This is a genomic window from Arthrobacter sp. BG3 (genome assembly GCF_056680185.1).
In genome coordinates, this window is the sequence record NZ_CM155270.1 from 3,145,408 (window position 1) to 3,161,205 (window position 15,798).

The 15,798-nt window shown below is 65.7% G+C and carries 17 protein-coding genes; 16 read left to right on the top strand and 1 reads right to left on the bottom strand.

Features of this window, described 5'->3' with window-relative positions; all coding sequences use genetic code 11:
- The first annotated feature begins 163 nt into the window (after positions 1-163).
- From tuf to AC1MFL_RS14120, 4 genes are all read left to right on the top strand, one after another.
- Positions 164-1,354, top strand: coding sequence for an elongation factor Tu (gene tuf / locus AC1MFL_RS14105; protein ID WP_069949303.1), 1,191 nt, complete (start codon positions 164-166; stop codon positions 1,352-1,354).
- Between the two features lie 243 nt (positions 1,355-1,597).
- Entirely contained in the window at positions 1,598-3,151 is a 1,554-nt protein-coding gene (locus AC1MFL_RS14110) for a carboxylesterase/lipase family protein (RefSeq protein ID WP_479810499.1), read from the top strand.
- Positions 3,152-3,235: 84 nt separating this feature from the next.
- Positions 3,236-7,306 carry a hypothetical protein gene (locus AC1MFL_RS14115; RefSeq protein ID WP_479810500.1) on the top strand — a complete coding sequence of 1,357 codons (4,071 nt, stop codon included), beginning with the start codon at positions 3,236-3,238 and terminating at the stop codon, positions 7,304-7,306.
- Between the two features lie 47 nt (positions 7,307-7,353).
- Positions 7,354-7,479 (top strand): hypothetical protein, encoded by a 126-nt coding sequence (locus AC1MFL_RS14120; protein WP_264197201.1) that lies wholly within the window; start codon positions 7,354-7,356, stop codon positions 7,477-7,479.
- 90 nt (positions 7,480-7,569) lie between these two features.
- Here the strand turns inward: AC1MFL_RS14120 and AC1MFL_RS14125 are convergent, their stop codons facing one another.
- Complete coding sequence (locus AC1MFL_RS14125; RefSeq protein ID WP_479810501.1) at positions 7,570-8,997, bottom strand: GH1 family beta-glucosidase; 1,428 nt, start codon at positions 8,995-8,997, stop codon at positions 7,570-7,572.
- Between the two features lie 401 nt (positions 8,998-9,398).
- On the opposite strand from AC1MFL_RS14125, the gene rpsJ reads away from it, so the two are divergent.
- The 12 genes from rpsJ to rplN all read left to right on the top strand — a co-directional run bounded on the left by rpsJ (position 9,399) and on the right by rplN (position 15,797).
- The gene (gene rpsJ, locus AC1MFL_RS14130; protein WP_024366135.1) at positions 9,399-9,707 is read left to right on the top strand and encodes a 30S ribosomal protein S10; all 309 of its coding nucleotides are present in this window, start codon (positions 9,399-9,401) and stop codon (positions 9,705-9,707) included.
- Between the two features lie 17 nt (positions 9,708-9,724).
- Positions 9,725-10,375 (top strand): 50S ribosomal protein L3, encoded by a 651-nt coding sequence (gene rplC, locus AC1MFL_RS14135; RefSeq protein ID WP_301226767.1) that lies wholly within the window; start codon positions 9,725-9,727, stop codon positions 10,373-10,375.
- A 4-nt stretch (positions 10,376-10,379) separates the two neighbouring features.
- Entirely contained in the window at positions 10,380-11,003 is a 624-nt protein-coding gene (gene rplD, locus AC1MFL_RS14140) for a 50S ribosomal protein L4 (protein WP_479810502.1), read from the top strand.
- Entirely contained in the window at positions 11,000-11,305 is a 306-nt protein-coding gene (rplW, locus tag AC1MFL_RS14145) for a 50S ribosomal protein L23 (RefSeq protein WP_056425233.1), read from the top strand. The genes rplD and rplW overlap by 4 nt, the downstream gene beginning before the upstream one ends.
- A 29-nt stretch (positions 11,306-11,334) precedes the next feature.
- Positions 11,335-12,174, top strand: coding sequence for a 50S ribosomal protein L2 (gene rplB, locus AC1MFL_RS14150; RefSeq protein ID WP_211876677.1), 840 nt, complete (start codon positions 11,335-11,337; stop codon positions 12,172-12,174).
- 12 nt (positions 12,175-12,186) lie between these two features.
- Complete coding sequence (gene rpsS, locus AC1MFL_RS14155; RefSeq protein WP_018773666.1) at positions 12,187-12,468, top strand: 30S ribosomal protein S19; 282 nt, start codon at positions 12,187-12,189, stop codon at positions 12,466-12,468.
- Positions 12,469-12,506: 38 nt separating this feature from the next.
- Complete coding sequence (gene rplV / locus AC1MFL_RS14160) at positions 12,507-12,872, top strand: 50S ribosomal protein L22 (RefSeq protein ID WP_069949298.1); 366 nt, start codon at positions 12,507-12,509, stop codon at positions 12,870-12,872.
- A complete protein-coding gene (rpsC, locus tag AC1MFL_RS14165; protein ID WP_479810503.1) occupies positions 12,873-13,709 on the top strand; it encodes a 30S ribosomal protein S3 in 837 nt (278 codons plus the stop codon).
- Positions 13,710-14,126, top strand: coding sequence for a 50S ribosomal protein L16 (rplP, locus tag AC1MFL_RS14170; RefSeq protein WP_301226756.1), 417 nt, complete (start codon positions 13,710-13,712; stop codon positions 14,124-14,126).
- Positions 14,127-14,128: 2 nt separating this feature from the next.
- Positions 14,129-14,458: a 50S ribosomal protein L29 gene (gene rpmC, locus AC1MFL_RS14175; RefSeq protein ID WP_479810504.1), complete on the top strand. Its 330-nt coding sequence runs from the start codon at positions 14,129-14,131 to the stop codon at positions 14,456-14,458.
- Positions 14,455-14,763: a 30S ribosomal protein S17 gene (gene rpsQ, locus AC1MFL_RS14180; protein WP_226760326.1), complete on the top strand. Its 309-nt coding sequence runs from the start codon at positions 14,455-14,457 to the stop codon at positions 14,761-14,763. The genes rpmC and rpsQ overlap by 4 nt, the downstream gene beginning before the upstream one ends.
- 665 nt (positions 14,764-15,428) lie before the next feature.
- Entirely contained in the window at positions 15,429-15,797 is a 369-nt protein-coding gene (gene rplN, locus AC1MFL_RS14185; RefSeq protein WP_003803789.1) for a 50S ribosomal protein L14, read from the top strand.
- Position 15,798: the final 1 nt, after the last annotated feature.

Here is a 15,798-nt window from a genome sequence, read left to right on the forward strand (position 1 = left end):
GCAAGCCGGGCTGCCATCTGCACCGGCAGACTCGAGGGACTAGTATTAGTTCCTGAATCTGCAATTTCATCAATCCAAAGCCCCCCAAGTAGACTTACTGAAGTTTCGCCGCGACAAGCGCGGTCGAAGAGTAAGTCATTTGAAAACGTTCTAGGAGGAACCTGTGGCAAAGGCAAAGTTCGAGCGGACTAAGCCGCACGTCAACATCGGCACCATTGGTCACGTTGACCACGGTAAGACGACGCTGACGGCCGCGATTTCCAAGGTGCTGTACGACAAGTACCCGACACTCAACGAGCAGCGCGACTTCGCGTCCATTGACTCTGCTCCCGAAGAGCGTCAGCGCGGCATTACCATCAACATCTCCCACGTTGAGTACCAGACCGAGAAGCGCCACTACGCACACGTAGACGCCCCGGGTCACGCTGACTACATCAAGAACATGATCACCGGCGCTGCACAGATGGACGGTGCAATCCTCGTGGTTGCCGCCACTGACGGCCCGATGGCTCAGACCCGCGAGCACGTCCTGCTCGCCCGCCAGGTTGGCGTTCCCTACCTGCTGGTTGCACTGAACAAGTCGGACATGGTCGATGACGAAGAGCTCCTCGACCTCGTCGAAATGGAAGTTCGCGAGCTGCTTTCGGCTCAGGGCTTCGATGGCGATGAGGCTCCGGTCGTTCGCGTTTCAGGCCTGAAGGCTCTCGAAGGCGACCCGGTTTGGGTCAAGTCCGTCGAGGACCTCATGGAAGCTGTCGACAACTCCGTGCCGGACCCGGTACGCGACCGCGACAAGCCCTTCCTGATGCCGATCGAAGATGTCTTCACGATCACCGGCCGTGGCACCGTTGTTACGGGCCGCGCCGAGCGCGGAACCCTCGCCATCAACTCCGAGGTCGAGATCGTCGGCATCCGCCCGGTCCAGAAGACCACGGTTACCGGTATCGAGATGTTCCACAAGCAGCTCGACGAAGCATGGGCCGGCGAGAACTGTGGCCTCCTGCTCCGCGGTCTGAAGCGCGACGATGTTGAGCGTGGCCAGGTTGTCGTCAAGCCGGGTTCCATTACCCCGCACACCGACTTCGAGGCTAACGTCTACATCCTCTCCAAGGACGAAGGCGGGCGTCACAACCCGTTCTACTCCAACTACCGCCCGCAGTTCTACTTCCGCACCACGGACGTAACCGGCGTTATCACCCTGCCGGAAGGCACGGAAATGGTTATGCCCGGCGACAACACTGAGATGACCGTTGCGCTCATCCAGCCCATCGCCATGGAAGAGGGCCTCGGCTTCGCTATCCGCGAAGGCGGCCGCACCGTTGGTTCGGGACGCGTTACCAAGATCCTCAAGTAGTACTTGCTGATCTGAGTTAGACCCCTGATCGGGTGGCCGTCTGACGGCCCCCGTGAAGCAAAGAACAGCCCCGCTGCAGTCGCAGCGGGGCTGTTCTTTTTGCTGCGCCACTGCTGCGACGCCGCTGCGCCGCCTCCGACGGCCCTACTGCGCCTCCTCCGCCACCGACGCCGCGTCCGCCGCCAGGGCGGGCAGGTCCAAGGCCCCTTACCCGGCCGCGCGCGCCGGACCGACGATGGTCTGATGAATGACCTTGTCACGACGGTTCACGGGGTGCTGCGCGGGAGCTTTGCCGACGGCGTTCACACCTTTCTCGACGTACCGTATGCCGCGCCGCCCTTCGGCGCGGGCCGGCTGCGGCCGCCCCGGCCGGTTACGCCGTGGCCCGGCGTGCGTGATGCCACAGCCCTTGGGCCGGAGCCCCCTCAGGTGGCGCCGCCGACCCCCAGCGGCCCGGCCGCCGGGGCATCCGAGGACTGGGAAGCCGTCGGGCCCGCGTTCGCGGCCGTGGACCGGGCTGCCCCGGCCGAGGACTGCCTGAACCTCAACATCTGGACGCCGGAGACCGGCCCGGCAAGGTTGCCCGTCATGGTCTGGATCCAGGGCGGCATGTTCGAGCTCAGCTCGACGGCGGCCTACGACGGTAGCCGTTTCGCCCGGGACGGCGTGGTCTGTGTCGTCATCAACTGGCGTCCGGGCGCGGAAGGCTTCCTCTACCTCGGCGACGGCATCGCCAACCTCGGACTTCTCGACCAGGTCGCTGCGCTCCAGTGGCTACGGGACAACATCGCTGCTTTCGGCGGGGACCCCGGCAACGTCACTGTCTTCGGCGAGTCCGCCGGTGCGATGAGCATCGGGATGCTGCTCGCCATGCCCCGCGCGGACGGGCTCTTCCGGCGGGCGATCCTGCAAAGCGGCGCAGCCCACCAGGTCACGCCCGCCGGGGATGCGCTGCGCATCGCCGGCTACCTGGCCGGCAAGCTCGGGGTGCCCGCGACCCGTGAGGCGATCGCGGGCGCCGGCGTCGCGCGTCTGCTGGCGGCCCAGGCCGGACTGAAGGACGAACTGCTCGCCGACCCCGACCCGGAGCGCTGGGGCGAAGCGGTGGTGGCCAGTACGATGCCGTGGCAGCCCGTCGTCGACGGCGACATTCTGCCGGGGCCGCCGATCGATCGGATCGCTGCCGGAGCCGGCAGACAGGTCGACGTGATCGTCGGCACCAACGCCGACGACTGGCGGCTCTGGCTGGTCGCCAGCGGCGCGATCGCCGGGATCACTGACGAGATCCTGGGCGGACCGGTCCGTTCCTTCGGACACCAGGCTTTGGCCACGTACGGGCTGCCGGCCGGGGAGGCGCTGGCGGCTTACCGGGCGCACTACCCGTCGGCAACTCCCGGTGATCTGCTGGCTGCGGTCCAGACTGACTGGTGGATGCGGATCCCTGCGATCCGTCTGGCCGACGCGCATGCCCGCGCCAGCTCCGCGGCGGGGACCTACATGTACGAATTCCACTGGGCCGCACCGGGTCTCGGTGCAGTCCATGCCCTTGAGGTTGCATTTGTCTTCGACACGGCGACGCCGGACGCACCGCTGTTCGGTCCGCTGCTGGGCAACGATCCGCCGCAGGAACTCGCGCGCACCATGCACGCCGCGTGGGTGGCGTTTGCGGGCACGGGTGACCCGGGCTGGCCGCAGTATGACCCGGGGCGGAGGGCCACGATGCTGTTCGACGCGGTTTCCCGGGTTGTGGAGGATCCCCGGTCGTGGGAGCGTGCCCTGTGGGCAGGCATCCGTTGACTGCCCGCCGGTGATATATTTCATCTAGTCATTGGATTTAATGGGCTGGGCGGATCCGGACAGCCAGAATCACGAAGGGCATCTATGTCGACCGCTGTCCCGCCCCTGCTTGTTCTGCTTCTGCTGGCGGGCGCCCTCCTGGCGGGTGTCCGCTGGGGGAGAGCGCGGGAGCGCCGGCGCAGCGAGGCGGAGAGCAGGGGGACCTTCGCGGCGGGTTTCCGTGCCGGGCACCTTCAGGGCTGGAGGGATGCGGAGGCCGCCCCCGGGCAGGCAGCATCGACCATCCCGTCTTCCGCACTGACAGTGCCGCCAGCCCCAACCCAGCGGTTCCAGCCGGTCCGGCAGGAACTGTCTCGACCCCTGCCACTGCAGCCGCCCGCTCCGCCGCCCCCGCGTCCGGCTGGTCCGCAGGAATCCGCCGCGGAGCGGGCCGCCCGCAAGGAGAAGCGGGACCGCCAGAACATCAACATCACCCTCTACGTCGCCAGCCTCCTGCTGGTGGCTGCCGGCGCCCTGTTCGTCGGCACGGCCCTGCCGGAAGTCCTCCGCTTCGCCGGCGTCGCCGCGATCACTGCACTGTTCTTTACCGGTGGGCTGATCCTGCACGCGAAGGCCCCGCGGCTCAGGCCCGCCGCCGTCGCATTCACCGGTACCGGACTGGCACTGATCCCGGTGGCCGGCCTGGCCCTGTACAACTTCACCCTGCCCGACGGCCCTGCCGCCTGGCTGGTCACCTCAGCCATCGGCACCGTCGCCTATGTTGCCGCCGCCGTCCGGATGGACAGCAAGGTCCTCGCCTATCTGTCCCTGACGTTCGCCGTGTCGACGACGTGGTCCGGAATTTCGGTCCTGGGCGGGGCCCTCGTCTGGTATTTCGCTGCGCTGATCGCCATGGTGGTCGTCCTGACACTGCTGGCCCTGACCAGGCCCCGCTGGATGCCGTCGGTCTTCCTCAAGCCGCTCATGGACCTGCACCCGTTTGTGGTTCCCGCCGTCGCGGTCGCGGTGACCTTCATTCCGCTGCTGCTCGGCAGGGGCGAGTACGCGCTCATCATGTTCCTGTGTGGCGCCTACTTCGCCCTGATGGCGGCTGTTCCGCAGAGCCGATTCCGGGTCGCCCAGTACTACGGGGCGCGCTTCAGCCTCACCGTGGCGCCGGCGGCCGCGGTCTGGGCGGCGAGCGACAGCCTGCCGTGGATGCTGCTGACAGCCCTCGTGCTGGCAGCCCTCCAGGCTGTCCTGTTGGCCTCGGGGCGGGACGTCGTTCCTGCCGCACTGCTGGGGTCGGCCGGCCGCAGGCGGGCGGACGCCCTCGGCACCTTCGGGCTGCAACTGCTCCTGACCCTGTCCTGGCGTGCGGTGACCCTGCTGGATGTTCCGGCCGACCCAAATGCCGACGTGCCGGTATGGGCGCCGCTGCTGCTGGCGTTGCTCACCGCCATGGCCCTCGCGGTGGGCCTCGGCGGACTGGCGGAATGGGCGCCGCTGGCTGCCCTCGTGCTGTCAGCCGCCATCGGTGACCCTGCCGGCGGCTGGACCCCGGCGGGCTTCCTGCTGCTGGCAGCGCTGTTCTGGGCGGGCCGCTCGAGGCCCCCGGCGGAGCCCTTGCGGCTGCACTTCGTTCTCGCCGCCCGCACCGCAGCGACGCTGGCCGTTCCCGCGGCCACCGCGGCGGTGACCGGCGAACTCCCCGGTTCGCTTCCGGTGGTGTCCGCTTTCCTGCTGGCCCTCGTGGCGCAGCAGCTCGCCACCGCGGTCCTCGTCCGGGCGGCCGTGCCCTCGCTGGCCCCCAACCAGACCCTGGCCGCCTTCACCGTCGCGGCGCTTCCCGCCCTCGCCGCCATGGCGTTCGTCGACGACACGCAGGGGAGAGCGCTCACCGGCGCCGCCATCGTGCTCCAGCTCCTCGTCTGCCTGGGTATCGGCTGGGCCCTCACCGCTCAAGCGGCAGCAGGGTCCCCGTGGCGTGCCGGGATCCCTGAGCTGCTGCCCGTGGGCATGGCGGCGGCGCTGTGCGGCATGGCGTTTGCCGGCGTCTCGCTCCGGGCCGGCAACATCAGCCTGGTCCTGACCGTGCTTTATCTGGCGGCAACTGCCCTGCGACGCATCGGGATGCAGCAGCGGTGGAGCTACTGGTGGCTGGCCCGCGGGACCGGCACCGTCCTGGTCCTGACGGGCTACCAGCAGCTCCGGCAGGACGCCGGCCCGCTGCTGATCGGCGGCGGCGAAGTCGCGGGCGCCTCGCTTGCGGAACTGGCGTTGGGGCTGCAGCTGGTATTCCCCCTGCTGGCCGAGGCCCGGGGACGGGCTCCCCGCGGCGTGCTCACCGACGCCGCCGTCGTGCTCGGACTACAGGCTGCCGGCCTGTCCCTGCTCAGGTTCTCCGGCCTCCAGGACCAGGCAGCCGGGGGCTGGCAGCTGACCGCCGCCGTCGTCGTGATGTCCCTCAGCGCAGCGGCTGCGGGGTTCGTGCTGCGTGCCCGCCCAGGGGCGGCTGTGTTTGCCCCCGCGGCGCTGTTGGTGCTGCTGCCGGCCCGTGCGGGTATGGCGCTCGACGTCGAGCTGGTCCTGGGCATCTTTGCGGCCTTCAGTGCCGCGATGGTGGTGGCTGCCACTTCGCGCACGGCCAAAGGCAGCTACTTCGCTGCGGCCCGGGTGCTGACCCTGGCACTGGCACTCGTGCTCAGCTATGACGCAACGGTCTCGGTCACCGCCGTCTCGGTAACGTTCGGGCTGGTCCTCGCGGCCCAGCACGTGATCCGCTGGCTCATGCGGCACCGGCTGCTGGAAGTCCCGTTCCAGCAGGCGGCGGTGTGGATCACGCTCGCCGCCCAGACGGCGCTGCCGCTCGGCTACCTTGCGGCAGCGCCGGACAACGGCGGACGCTGGGTCGTCCTGCTGCACGTGAGCCTGCTGCTGGTTTCCGCCGCAGCCGCCAGCCGGGTGTTCGCGGCCCGCGGGGCGGCCTATCTGACGGTCTATGCCGCCGTGCTCGGCACCGTGGCGCTGGGTCCGCTGGCGCAGTTCGACGGCCCTGCGGCTGCCGGCGTTTTCCTTGGCCGGCCGTTGCTGAGCTCCGACGGGGTCGTGGTTGTGCTGCTCGTACTGGCGCTGGCCGCCACCGGCGCAGGCCTGCTCTTCCGTCGGAACGCGCGGGCCGACGTCGAACGCTGGCTCTGGCTGGCCGGCTCCGGTGCCTTCGTCGGGTCGGCCCTGCTGCTGGCGCCTGCGGCCGCTGACTGGCTGACCGGGGCATCGGTGCTGGTGCTCGCGGTGGTCCTCTTTGGGGCGTCGCACCTGGAGCGGTGGCCGGCGGTGTATGTGCCCGCGGTGGCGGCGGTGCTGGCAGGTGCCACGCTGGCAGCCGCCCAGATGCTGGACGCCGTTCCGGGCGCGTGGGGCAGTTACCTGCCGTGGCTGGCCGGCTGCGCTCCGGCTGCTGCGGCAATGTACGCCATCCGGTGGCTGCGCCGCGGCCCGCTGGGCGCCGATCCGGTCCGGCGCTTCTCGCTCGCGGCCGCCGGAGTCCTGGGTCTGGGCCTCGCCGCGGCCGCCGGGCTGCGGTGGGACGTGACGTCCTGGGCCGGTGCGGTGCTCGTGGCGGCCACCGCCGCGGCCTGCTGCGCCGAAGCACCGGCTCGTGCCCGCCGGGTGGCCGCGGAGCTGGGAGCCTTTGCCACGACGGCGGCCGTGCAGCGCACGGTGCTGTTCACCGGACTCGACGCGGGGTCCGGCTGGCCCGACTGGTTCTGGACCCTGCAGTGGTACGTGGTTCTCGCGGCGGTGCTGGGCGCACTCCGCCAACTGTCCGGAAACCGGGCAGCAGTCCGGGTGCTGTGGTCCGGCGGCGCAGGACTCCTGACGCTGTCCGGGCTGGGAATCATCCTCGGCGGTGATCCGGGGCAGCAGCTCTGGGTCCTGGCGCTGATGGCCGTGCTGCTCATGGCCGGGCTGGCCGTGGGGGAACGGTTGTTTGTCTGGTGGGGCGCCGCGGGGGTGGCGCTGTGTATCCTGTGGGCGATGCGCCAGTACACCTTCGTTTTGCTGGCCCTCATTGCCCTGGCCCTGATCGCAATCGCGGTCTGGCGGCTGAACCGCAGCAAGCCCGCCCCGCCCGAGCCGGCGGCGCACCGCGAGCCGGTGGACCATGGTTGACGGGGACCGGGCGCTGATATCGTTGCTCCCAACGAAGGGAGCTCACAATGGGCTGGTTTATTTTCCTGTTGGTGGCCGTTGCCGTCGTCGCCGGTGTCTTTTGGGCCAAGAAGCACTTCCGCCACGAGATTGAGCGGGCCAAACGCATCAGCCGGGCAAACCGGGAGAAATAGGCGCAAAGACGGGCAGCCGGCCGGAGCACCACGGTCCGGACTGCCTGGTCGTCCGGACTGACCCGTCAGTCCGGCAACGCCCCTGTCCGGTCAGCCTTTGCGGGCCCGGCTGAGTGCCTGGTACCAGTAGTAGGAATCCTTGGGCGTGCGTTCCTGGGTGTCGAAGTCCACATGGACCAGGCCGAAGCGTTGCGAGTAGCCGGCCGCCCACTCGAAGTTGTCCATCAGCGTCCAGACGTAGTAGCCCAGCAGTTCGACGTCCTCGGCGATGCCGCCGGGCGCCGTGGCGGCCAGGGCGTGGCCGAGGTGGGAGGCGATGTAGCTGATCCGTTCGGTATCCGCGATGGGGCCGGACACATGGTCGGGTTCGGGGAAGCTGGCCCCGCTTTCGGTGATGTACAGCGGCGGGAGCGCCCCGGCATACCGGTCCTTCAGCTCGCGCAGCAGCGGCCCCAGATGGTCCGGTGCCACCGGCCAGCCGAAACCCGTGGTGGCATACTCCGGGAACGCTGCCATGTGGAACGGCATCTTCAGCATCGCGTCCGTGGTCCCCACGGGGCTTTCGGCCGGTCCGGCGCCCGTCGCGACCTTCACGGGGTAGTAGTAGTTCAGCCCGTAGAAGTCCAGGGGCTGGTGGATGGTCCGCAGGTCGGCGTCGGAGCTCTTCCCCAGCGAACGGAACCAGGGCTTTGCGATCAGGGGCACCTTCGGGTACCGGCCCAGGAGGATGGGGTCCGCATAGACGCGGTTCAGCACGAGGTCGAAGATGTTGGCCAGGAACCGGTCCGTCACCGAGCGGGACGCTGGCCGTACCGGGGAGTGCAGGTTGGTGACTCCCACGGCGCCGCTGACCCCCTCCGCTCGCAGCGCCTGCACGGCGAGGCCGTGGCCGAGGAGCTGGTGGTGCACAGCGGGCAGGGCATCGAAGAGCAGGTCGCGGCCCGGGGCGTGGACGCCCAGGGCGTAACCGTTGAGCGTCACTGACACCGGTTCGTTCAGCGTCACCCACTGGGCCACACGGTCGCCGAACCGCCGGCCGGCCGCCGCGCTGTACTCGGCGAAGCGTTCCGCGGTGGAGCGGTTCAGCCAGCCGCCGCGGTGTTCCAGCGGCAAGGGGGTGTCCCAGTGGTACAGGGTGGCCATCGGTGAGATGCCGGCCTCGAGCAGCTGGTCGATCAGCCGGTCGTAAAAATCGAGCCCTTCACTGTTGAACGGACCGGTCCCCTCGGGCTGGATCCGCGGCCAGGAAAGGGAGAAACGGTACGAGTCGATGCCGAGCGTGCGCATCAGGTTAATGTCTTCGGGGGTGCGGTTGTAGTGGTCGCAGGCGACGGCGGGGGAGTGGCCGCCCCGGATGCTGCCGGGTTTCTCGACGAAGGCGTCCCAGCCGGAGGGGCCACGGCCGCCGGCGGCAAGGGAGCCCTCGATCTGGAAGGCGGCGGAGGCAACGCCCAGCTGGAAATCGGGGCTCAGGCGCGCGGCGAGGGCCTGAACTGCTACAGAGTCCTGCACAGTCATGTCCCTATCATCCCCACGCGGCCCGCTGAAGGCAATGACCCGCCGGCACCCCTCCACGTTGCCCCTGATTCGCTTCTGCCCGTTAATTCCGGCATACTAGATGAGTTGTTCAAGCGCTCCTTCGCGTCCCGATCCGGATAATGCCGGGTGCCAGGGTCCAAGTGGGAGACCAAACATAACCCACTCCCAATGGAACTGCGGGCTGGTTCGCGTGAAAAGCGCGACACGCCCGACCGCGGGGGTCGGTTACGCCGGCAGATTGAGGAACCCGGATTTATCCGGATTCAGTTTGTGCGGCGGGTGGTAGTTACGACTTCAATTGCTTCGGCAGCCACATGCAACATGCAAGTAAACAGAGCAGCCCTCACTGGAGCAGCACCAACGAAAGAGAGTCAGGCGACATGGCGGGACAAAAAATCCGCATCCGGCTGAAGTCATACGACCACGAGGTCATTGACTCTTCAGCACGGAAGATCGTTGAGACGGTCACGCGCGCAGGCGCCACGGTAGTAGGCCCTGTGCCGCTGCCGACGGAGAAGAACATCTACTGCGTAATCCGCTCTCCGCACAAGTACAAGGACAGCCGTGAGCACTTCGAAATGCGTACTCACAAGCGTCTGATCGACATCATCGACCCCACGCCGAAGGCTGTTGATTCGCTCATGCGTCTCGACCTGCCGGCCGACGTGAACATCGAAATCAAGCTTTAGGGAGGTGCTGAGAAACTATGACCGCAACCCGTAACGTAAAGGGCCTGCTGGGCACGAAGCTCGGCATGACCCAGGTCTGGGACGAGAACAACAAGCTCATCCCCGTCACTGTGGTCCAGGCTGACTCGAACGTCATCACGCAGCTGCGCAATGCAGACACTGATGGCTATGTCGCCGTTCAGATCGGCTACGGCCAGATCGATCCCCGCAAGGTCACCAAGCCGCTGGCTGGTCACTTTGAAAAGGCGGGCGTCACGCCTCGCCGCCACGTCGTAGAACTGCGCACTGCAGATGCTGCATCTTACGAGCTGGGCCAGGAGCTCTCTGTAGAGCTCTTCGAAGCCGGCCAGAAGATCGACGTCGTTGGCACCACCAAGGGTAAGGGCTTCGCCGGTGTTATGAAGCGTCACGGCTTCCACGGCGTTGGAGCTTCCCACGGTGCCCACAAGAACCACCGTAAGCCCGGTTCTATCGGTGGCGCATCCACCCCGAGCCGCGTCTTCAAGGGCATGAAAATGGCCGGCCGCATGGGCGCCGTTCGTCACACCACGCTGAACCTCACGGTCCACGCGGTTGACGTCGAGAAGTCGCTGCTCCTGATCAAGGGCGCCGTCCCCGGCGCCCGCGGCCAGGTCGTACTCGTACGCACCGCCGTGAAGGGAGCCTAGTTCAATGACTAGCACTGTCAAGGTTGACCTGCCTGCAGAGATCTTCGACGTACAGACCAACGTGCCGCTGCTGCACCAGGTCGTCGTTGCCCAGCTCGCTGCTGCTCGCCAGGGTACCCACAAGACCAAGACCCGCGCCGAAGTTTCCGGTGCAGGTCGCAAGCCGTTCAAGCAGAAGGGCACCGGCCGCGCCCGTCAGGGTTCAATCCGTGCTCCTCACATGACCGGTGGTGGCGTTGTCCACGGCCCCACGCCGCGTGACTACAGCCAGCGCACCCCCAAGAAGATGATTGCTGCTGCACTGCGCGGCGCTCTCTCTGACCGCGCCCGTAACGGCCGCATCCACGTTGTTGCTGAACTGGTAGCCGGCACCAAGCCGTCCTCCAGCGCGGCACTGGCAACTCTGCGAGGTGTCTCCGAGCGCAAGAACCTGCTCGTCGTCATCGAGCGCGCCAACGATGTTGCTGCACTCTCCGTGCGCAACCTCACTGATGTTCACGTTCTGTACGCAGACCAGCTGAACACCTACGACGTTCTCGTCTCCGATGACGTTGTCTTCACCAAGGCTGCCTACGAAGCATTCGTTGCTCACCGGGCAGTGGCAAAGAACCAGGAGGATGCCAAGTGAGTGCAGCCACCCTCAAGGACCCGCGCGACGTCGTGCTTGCACCCGTCGTTTCGGAAAAGAGCTACGGCCTGATCGATGAGGGCAAGTACACCTTCCTGGTGGACCCCCGCTCGAACAAGACCGAGATCAAGCTGGCCGTGGAGAAAATCTTCTCCGTCAAGGTCGACTCGATCAACACCATCAACCGTGCCGGTAAGCGCAAGCGCACCAAATTCGGATGGGGTACCCGCAAGAACACCAAGCGTGCAATTGTGAGCCTCAAAGAAGGCACTATCGACATCTTCGGCGGTCCGCTCTCGTAGCGGAGACCACTTTAACGAGGAAATAAATTATGGGAATCCGTAAATATAAGCCGACTACCCCGGGCCGTCGCGGCTCGAGCGTAGCGGACTTCACTGAAATCACGCGGTCGACGCCGGAAAAGTCGTTGGTTCGTCCCCTCCCGAAAAAGGGTGGACGTAACAACACCGGCAAGATCACGACCCGTCACAAGGGTGGTGGCCACAAGCGCCAGTACCGTCTGATCGACTTCCGTCGCCACGACAAAGACGGCGTCAACGCCCGCGTTGCCGAAATCGAGTACGATCCGAACCGCACGGCTCGCATCGCACTCCTGCACTACATTGATGGCACCAAGCGGTACATCATTGCCCCGAACAAGCTGGCCCAGGGTGACACGGTAGAGGCAGGTGCCGACGCTGACATCAAGCCCGGCAACAACCTTCCGCTGCGCAACATCCCGGTCGGTACCGTTATCCACGCAGTCGAACTGCGTCCGGGTGGCGGCGCCAAGATGGGCCGCTCCGCCGGCGCATCGATCCAGCTCGTTGCTAAGGAAGGCCGTTTCGCCCAGCTGCGTCTGCCTTCCGGCGAAATCCGCAACGTTGACGTGCGCTGCCGCGCAACCGTCGGCGAGGTCGGCAACGCCGAGCAGTCGAACATCAACTGGGGTAAGGCCGGCCGTATGCGGTGGAAGGGCGTTCGCCCGACCGTCCGTGGTGTCGCCATGAACCCGGTCGACCACCCCCACGGTGGTGGCGAGGGTAAGACGTCCGGTGGACGTCACCCCGTCAACCCGAACGGTAAGCGCGAAGGCCGCACCCGCCGTCCCAACAAAGAGAGCGACAAGCTTATTGTTCGTCGCCGTCGTACTGGCAAGAACAAGCGATAGGAGCCTGGACACATGCCACGCAGCCTGAAAAAAGGTCCTTTCGTTGACCAGCACCTCTTTGTAAAGGTAGCCAGGGAAAACGAAAAGGGCACCAAGAACGTCATCAAGACCTGGTCCCGCCGCTCGATGATCGTCCCCGACATGCTCGGCCACACGATCGCCGTACACGACGGACGCAAGCACATCCCCGTGTTTGTCACTGAGTCGATGGTCGGGCACAAGCTCGGCGAATTCGCTCCCACGCGGACATTCCGCGGCCATGTCAAGGACGACCGTAAGGGCAAGCGCCGCTAGGCGCCTGCACTTACGTCAAAGACGAGAGAAGGAAAGCAATGGAAGCCAAGGCAATTGCGCGTCACATCCGCGTAACGCCTATGAAGGCCCGGCGCGTCGTCAACCTTGTTCGTGGTAAGCAAGCGAATGAGGCTCTGGCAATTCTGAAGTTTGCCCCCCAGGCAGCTTCGGAGCCGGTATTCAAGGTAGTTCAGTCGGCAATCTCCAACGCCCGGGTCCTCGCGGACCGCGACGGCGTGGCGTTTGACGAGGGTGACCTCATCATCAGCGAAATGTATGTTGATGAAGGCCCGACCATGAAGCGGTTCCAGCCGCGAGCCCAGGGTCGTGCATTTCAGATCAAGAAGCGCACGAGCCACATCACCGTGGTAGTCGCTACCCCGGAGAAAGAGGAGGCTCGCTAAGTGGGACAGAAAGTTAACCCGCACGGGTTCCGACTCGGCATCACCACCGATCACGTATCGCACTGGTTTGCTGACAGCACCAAGCCCGGACAGCGGTACAAGGACTTCGTTCGCGAAGACATCCGTATCCGCCAGCTCATGTCCACGGGCATGGAGCGCGCCGGCATCGCCAAGGTTGAAATCGAGCGCACCCGCGACCGTGTCCGTGTGGATATCCACACGGCACGTCCGGGCATCGTTATCGGCCGCCGCGGTGCAGAAGCAGACCGCATCCGCGGCGAGCTCGAAAAGCTCACCGGCAAGCAGGTTCAGCTGAACATCCTCGAGGTCAAGAACCCCGAGATGGAAGCACAGCTTGTTGCCCAGGGCGTAGCTGAGCAGCTGACTTCCCGCGTGGCTTTCCGCCGCGCGATGAAGAAGGCCATGCAGTCCGCGCAGCGTGCAGGTGCCAAGGGCATCCGTATCGCTTGCTCGGGTCGACTGGGCGGCGCAGAAATGTCCCGCTCGGAGTTCTACCGCGAAGGCCGTGTGCCCCTGCACACCCTCCGCGCGAACATCGACTACGGCTTCTACGAGGCCAAGACCACCTTCGGCCGCATTGGCGTGAAGGTCTGGATCTACAAGGGTGACATCACCGCCAAGGAACTGGCTCAGCAGGCAGCTGCTGCTCCGTCCCGCGGCCGTGGTGCCAGCGACCGCCCGGGCCGCCCGAGTGGCGCTGACCGTGGAGACCGCCGTCGTCGCCCTGACCGCCCGGCCGAGGCTGCTGCACCCGCTGCTGCCGAAGCTCCGGTGGTTGAAGCAGCTGCACCGGCAGTAGAAGGAGGACAGGCTTAAATGCTTATCCCACGTCGAGTCAAGCACCGTAAGCAGCACCACCCGGGTCGTTCCGGCGCTGCAACGGGCGGCACCAAGGTCTCCTTCGGTGAGTGGGGTATCCAGGCTCTGAGCCCGGCATACGTCACCAACCGTCAGATCGAGTCTGCCCGTATCGCGATGACCCGCCACATCAAGCGTGGCGGCAAGGTCTGGATCAACATCTATCCTGACCGTCCGCTGACGAAGAAGCCGGCCGAAACCCGCATGGGTTCCGGTAAGGGTTCTCCGGAATGGTGGGTCTCAAACGTCAAGCCGGGCCGGGTTCTCTTCGAGATCTCCGGTGTCGATGAGGCAACTGCCCGCGAGGCACTGCGCCTGGCGATCCACAAGCTCCCGTTGAAGGCACGCATTCTGCGTCGCGAAGGTGGTGAATAGAAATGTCAGTAGGATCCAAGGAACTTGCATCTGCACAGCTGGACGGTTTCGACAACGAGCGACTCGTTGAGGAACTCCGTAAGGCGAAGGAAGAGCTGTTCAATCTGCGTTTCCAGTCCGCCACCGGTCAGCTGGAGAACCACGGTCGGCTGCGCGCGGTAAAGAAGGACATCGCACGCATCTACACCGTTCTCCGTGAGCGCGAGCTGGGCATTCGTGTCGAGGTTGCCGCACCGGTTGTGGAAGCCAAGGAAGAAAAGAAGTCCAAGAAGGCTGCAACCAAGAAGGCTGACAAGGCTGAAACGGTTGAGACCGAGGAGGACTCCAAGTGAGTGAAAAGGACGAGAACGTGACGGAAACTGTTTCCGGCGCAGCTACGGCTGACGAGCGCGGTTACCGTAAGACGAAGCGCGGTTTTGTGGTCTCGGACAAGATGGAAAAGACCATCGTTGTCCAGGTCGAGGACCGTGTGAAGCACGCCCTCTACGGCAAGGTTCTTCGCCGCAACACGAAGATCAAGGCTCACGACGAAGAGAACAGCGCCGGCATCGGCGACCTCGTTCTCCTCGCCGAGACCCGCCCGCTCTCCGCTACCAAGCGGTGGCGTCTGGTGGAGATCCTCGAGAAGGCCAAGTAATACCTGCAGCCATGCTGTAAGTCGAGAAACCCCCGTTCCCTTCTGGGAGCGGGGGTTTCCCCGTTTCCGAGCGCAGGGGTCCCCGCGTGGCCCGGGACGAGCAACACGCGTCACGGGCCCCGGGACCCGAGTCACGGGACCCGAGTCACGCGTCACGCGTCACGCAGGGCAGCGTTTCGGCAGGCAGGCAGGCGACGCCGGCGGGCCGGGATTCCGGGGGAGTGCGGCACGAGCGGGGCCAAAAGGCTGCCGGGCGTGACGCCGTCGGGGGCTGCTGTGCCGTGCCGGCCTGTACAACCCCGTTCGGCTGCTGCCGCGTTGCCTGCGTTGCCTCGTACTGCCCTGGACTTTGCGGCGTTGGCCTGTGCTGCGGCGGCGAAGCTGTGATATGGGGATACGGCCTAAACGTGCTAAGATTTTGAGTTTGTATGGCGCCCTCTGTGCGCCGTCATCAACCTCGTAAACAAGCGTGCCACGGCATAGTGCCCCCTAGCGCCCCGATCCGTCGGAATCCGCCTGGGAAGCAAATGTTTTTGGCACGGGAGTTTAGGCCTGGTCTGGCAAAATCCAGGCAGGTCAAGAGACACCCCGATCAACCGTTCCGCAAGGCTCATTCCGTAGGAAGACTTTCGGTCTGAGAACCAGCGCGACGCAAGGAGTAAATAGTGATTCAGCAGGAGTCGCGACTCAAGGTCGCCGACAACACGGGTGCTAAGGAAATCCTTACCATTCGCGTTCTCGGTGGATCTGGCCGTCGCTACGCAGGCATTGGCGACGTAATCGTCGCTACCGTCAAGGACGCAATTCCGGGCGGCAACGTAAAGAAGGGCGACGTCGTCAAGGCTGTCATCGTCCGTACCAAGAAGGAACGCCGCCGTGCGGATGGTTCCTATATCAAGTTTGACGAGAACGCAGCTGTGATCCTGAAGAACGACGGTGACCCCCGCGGTACCCGTATCTTCGGACCGGTTGGTCGTGAACTTCGCGATAAGAAGTTCATGAAGATCGTTTCTCTGGCTCCGGAGGTGCTTTAGT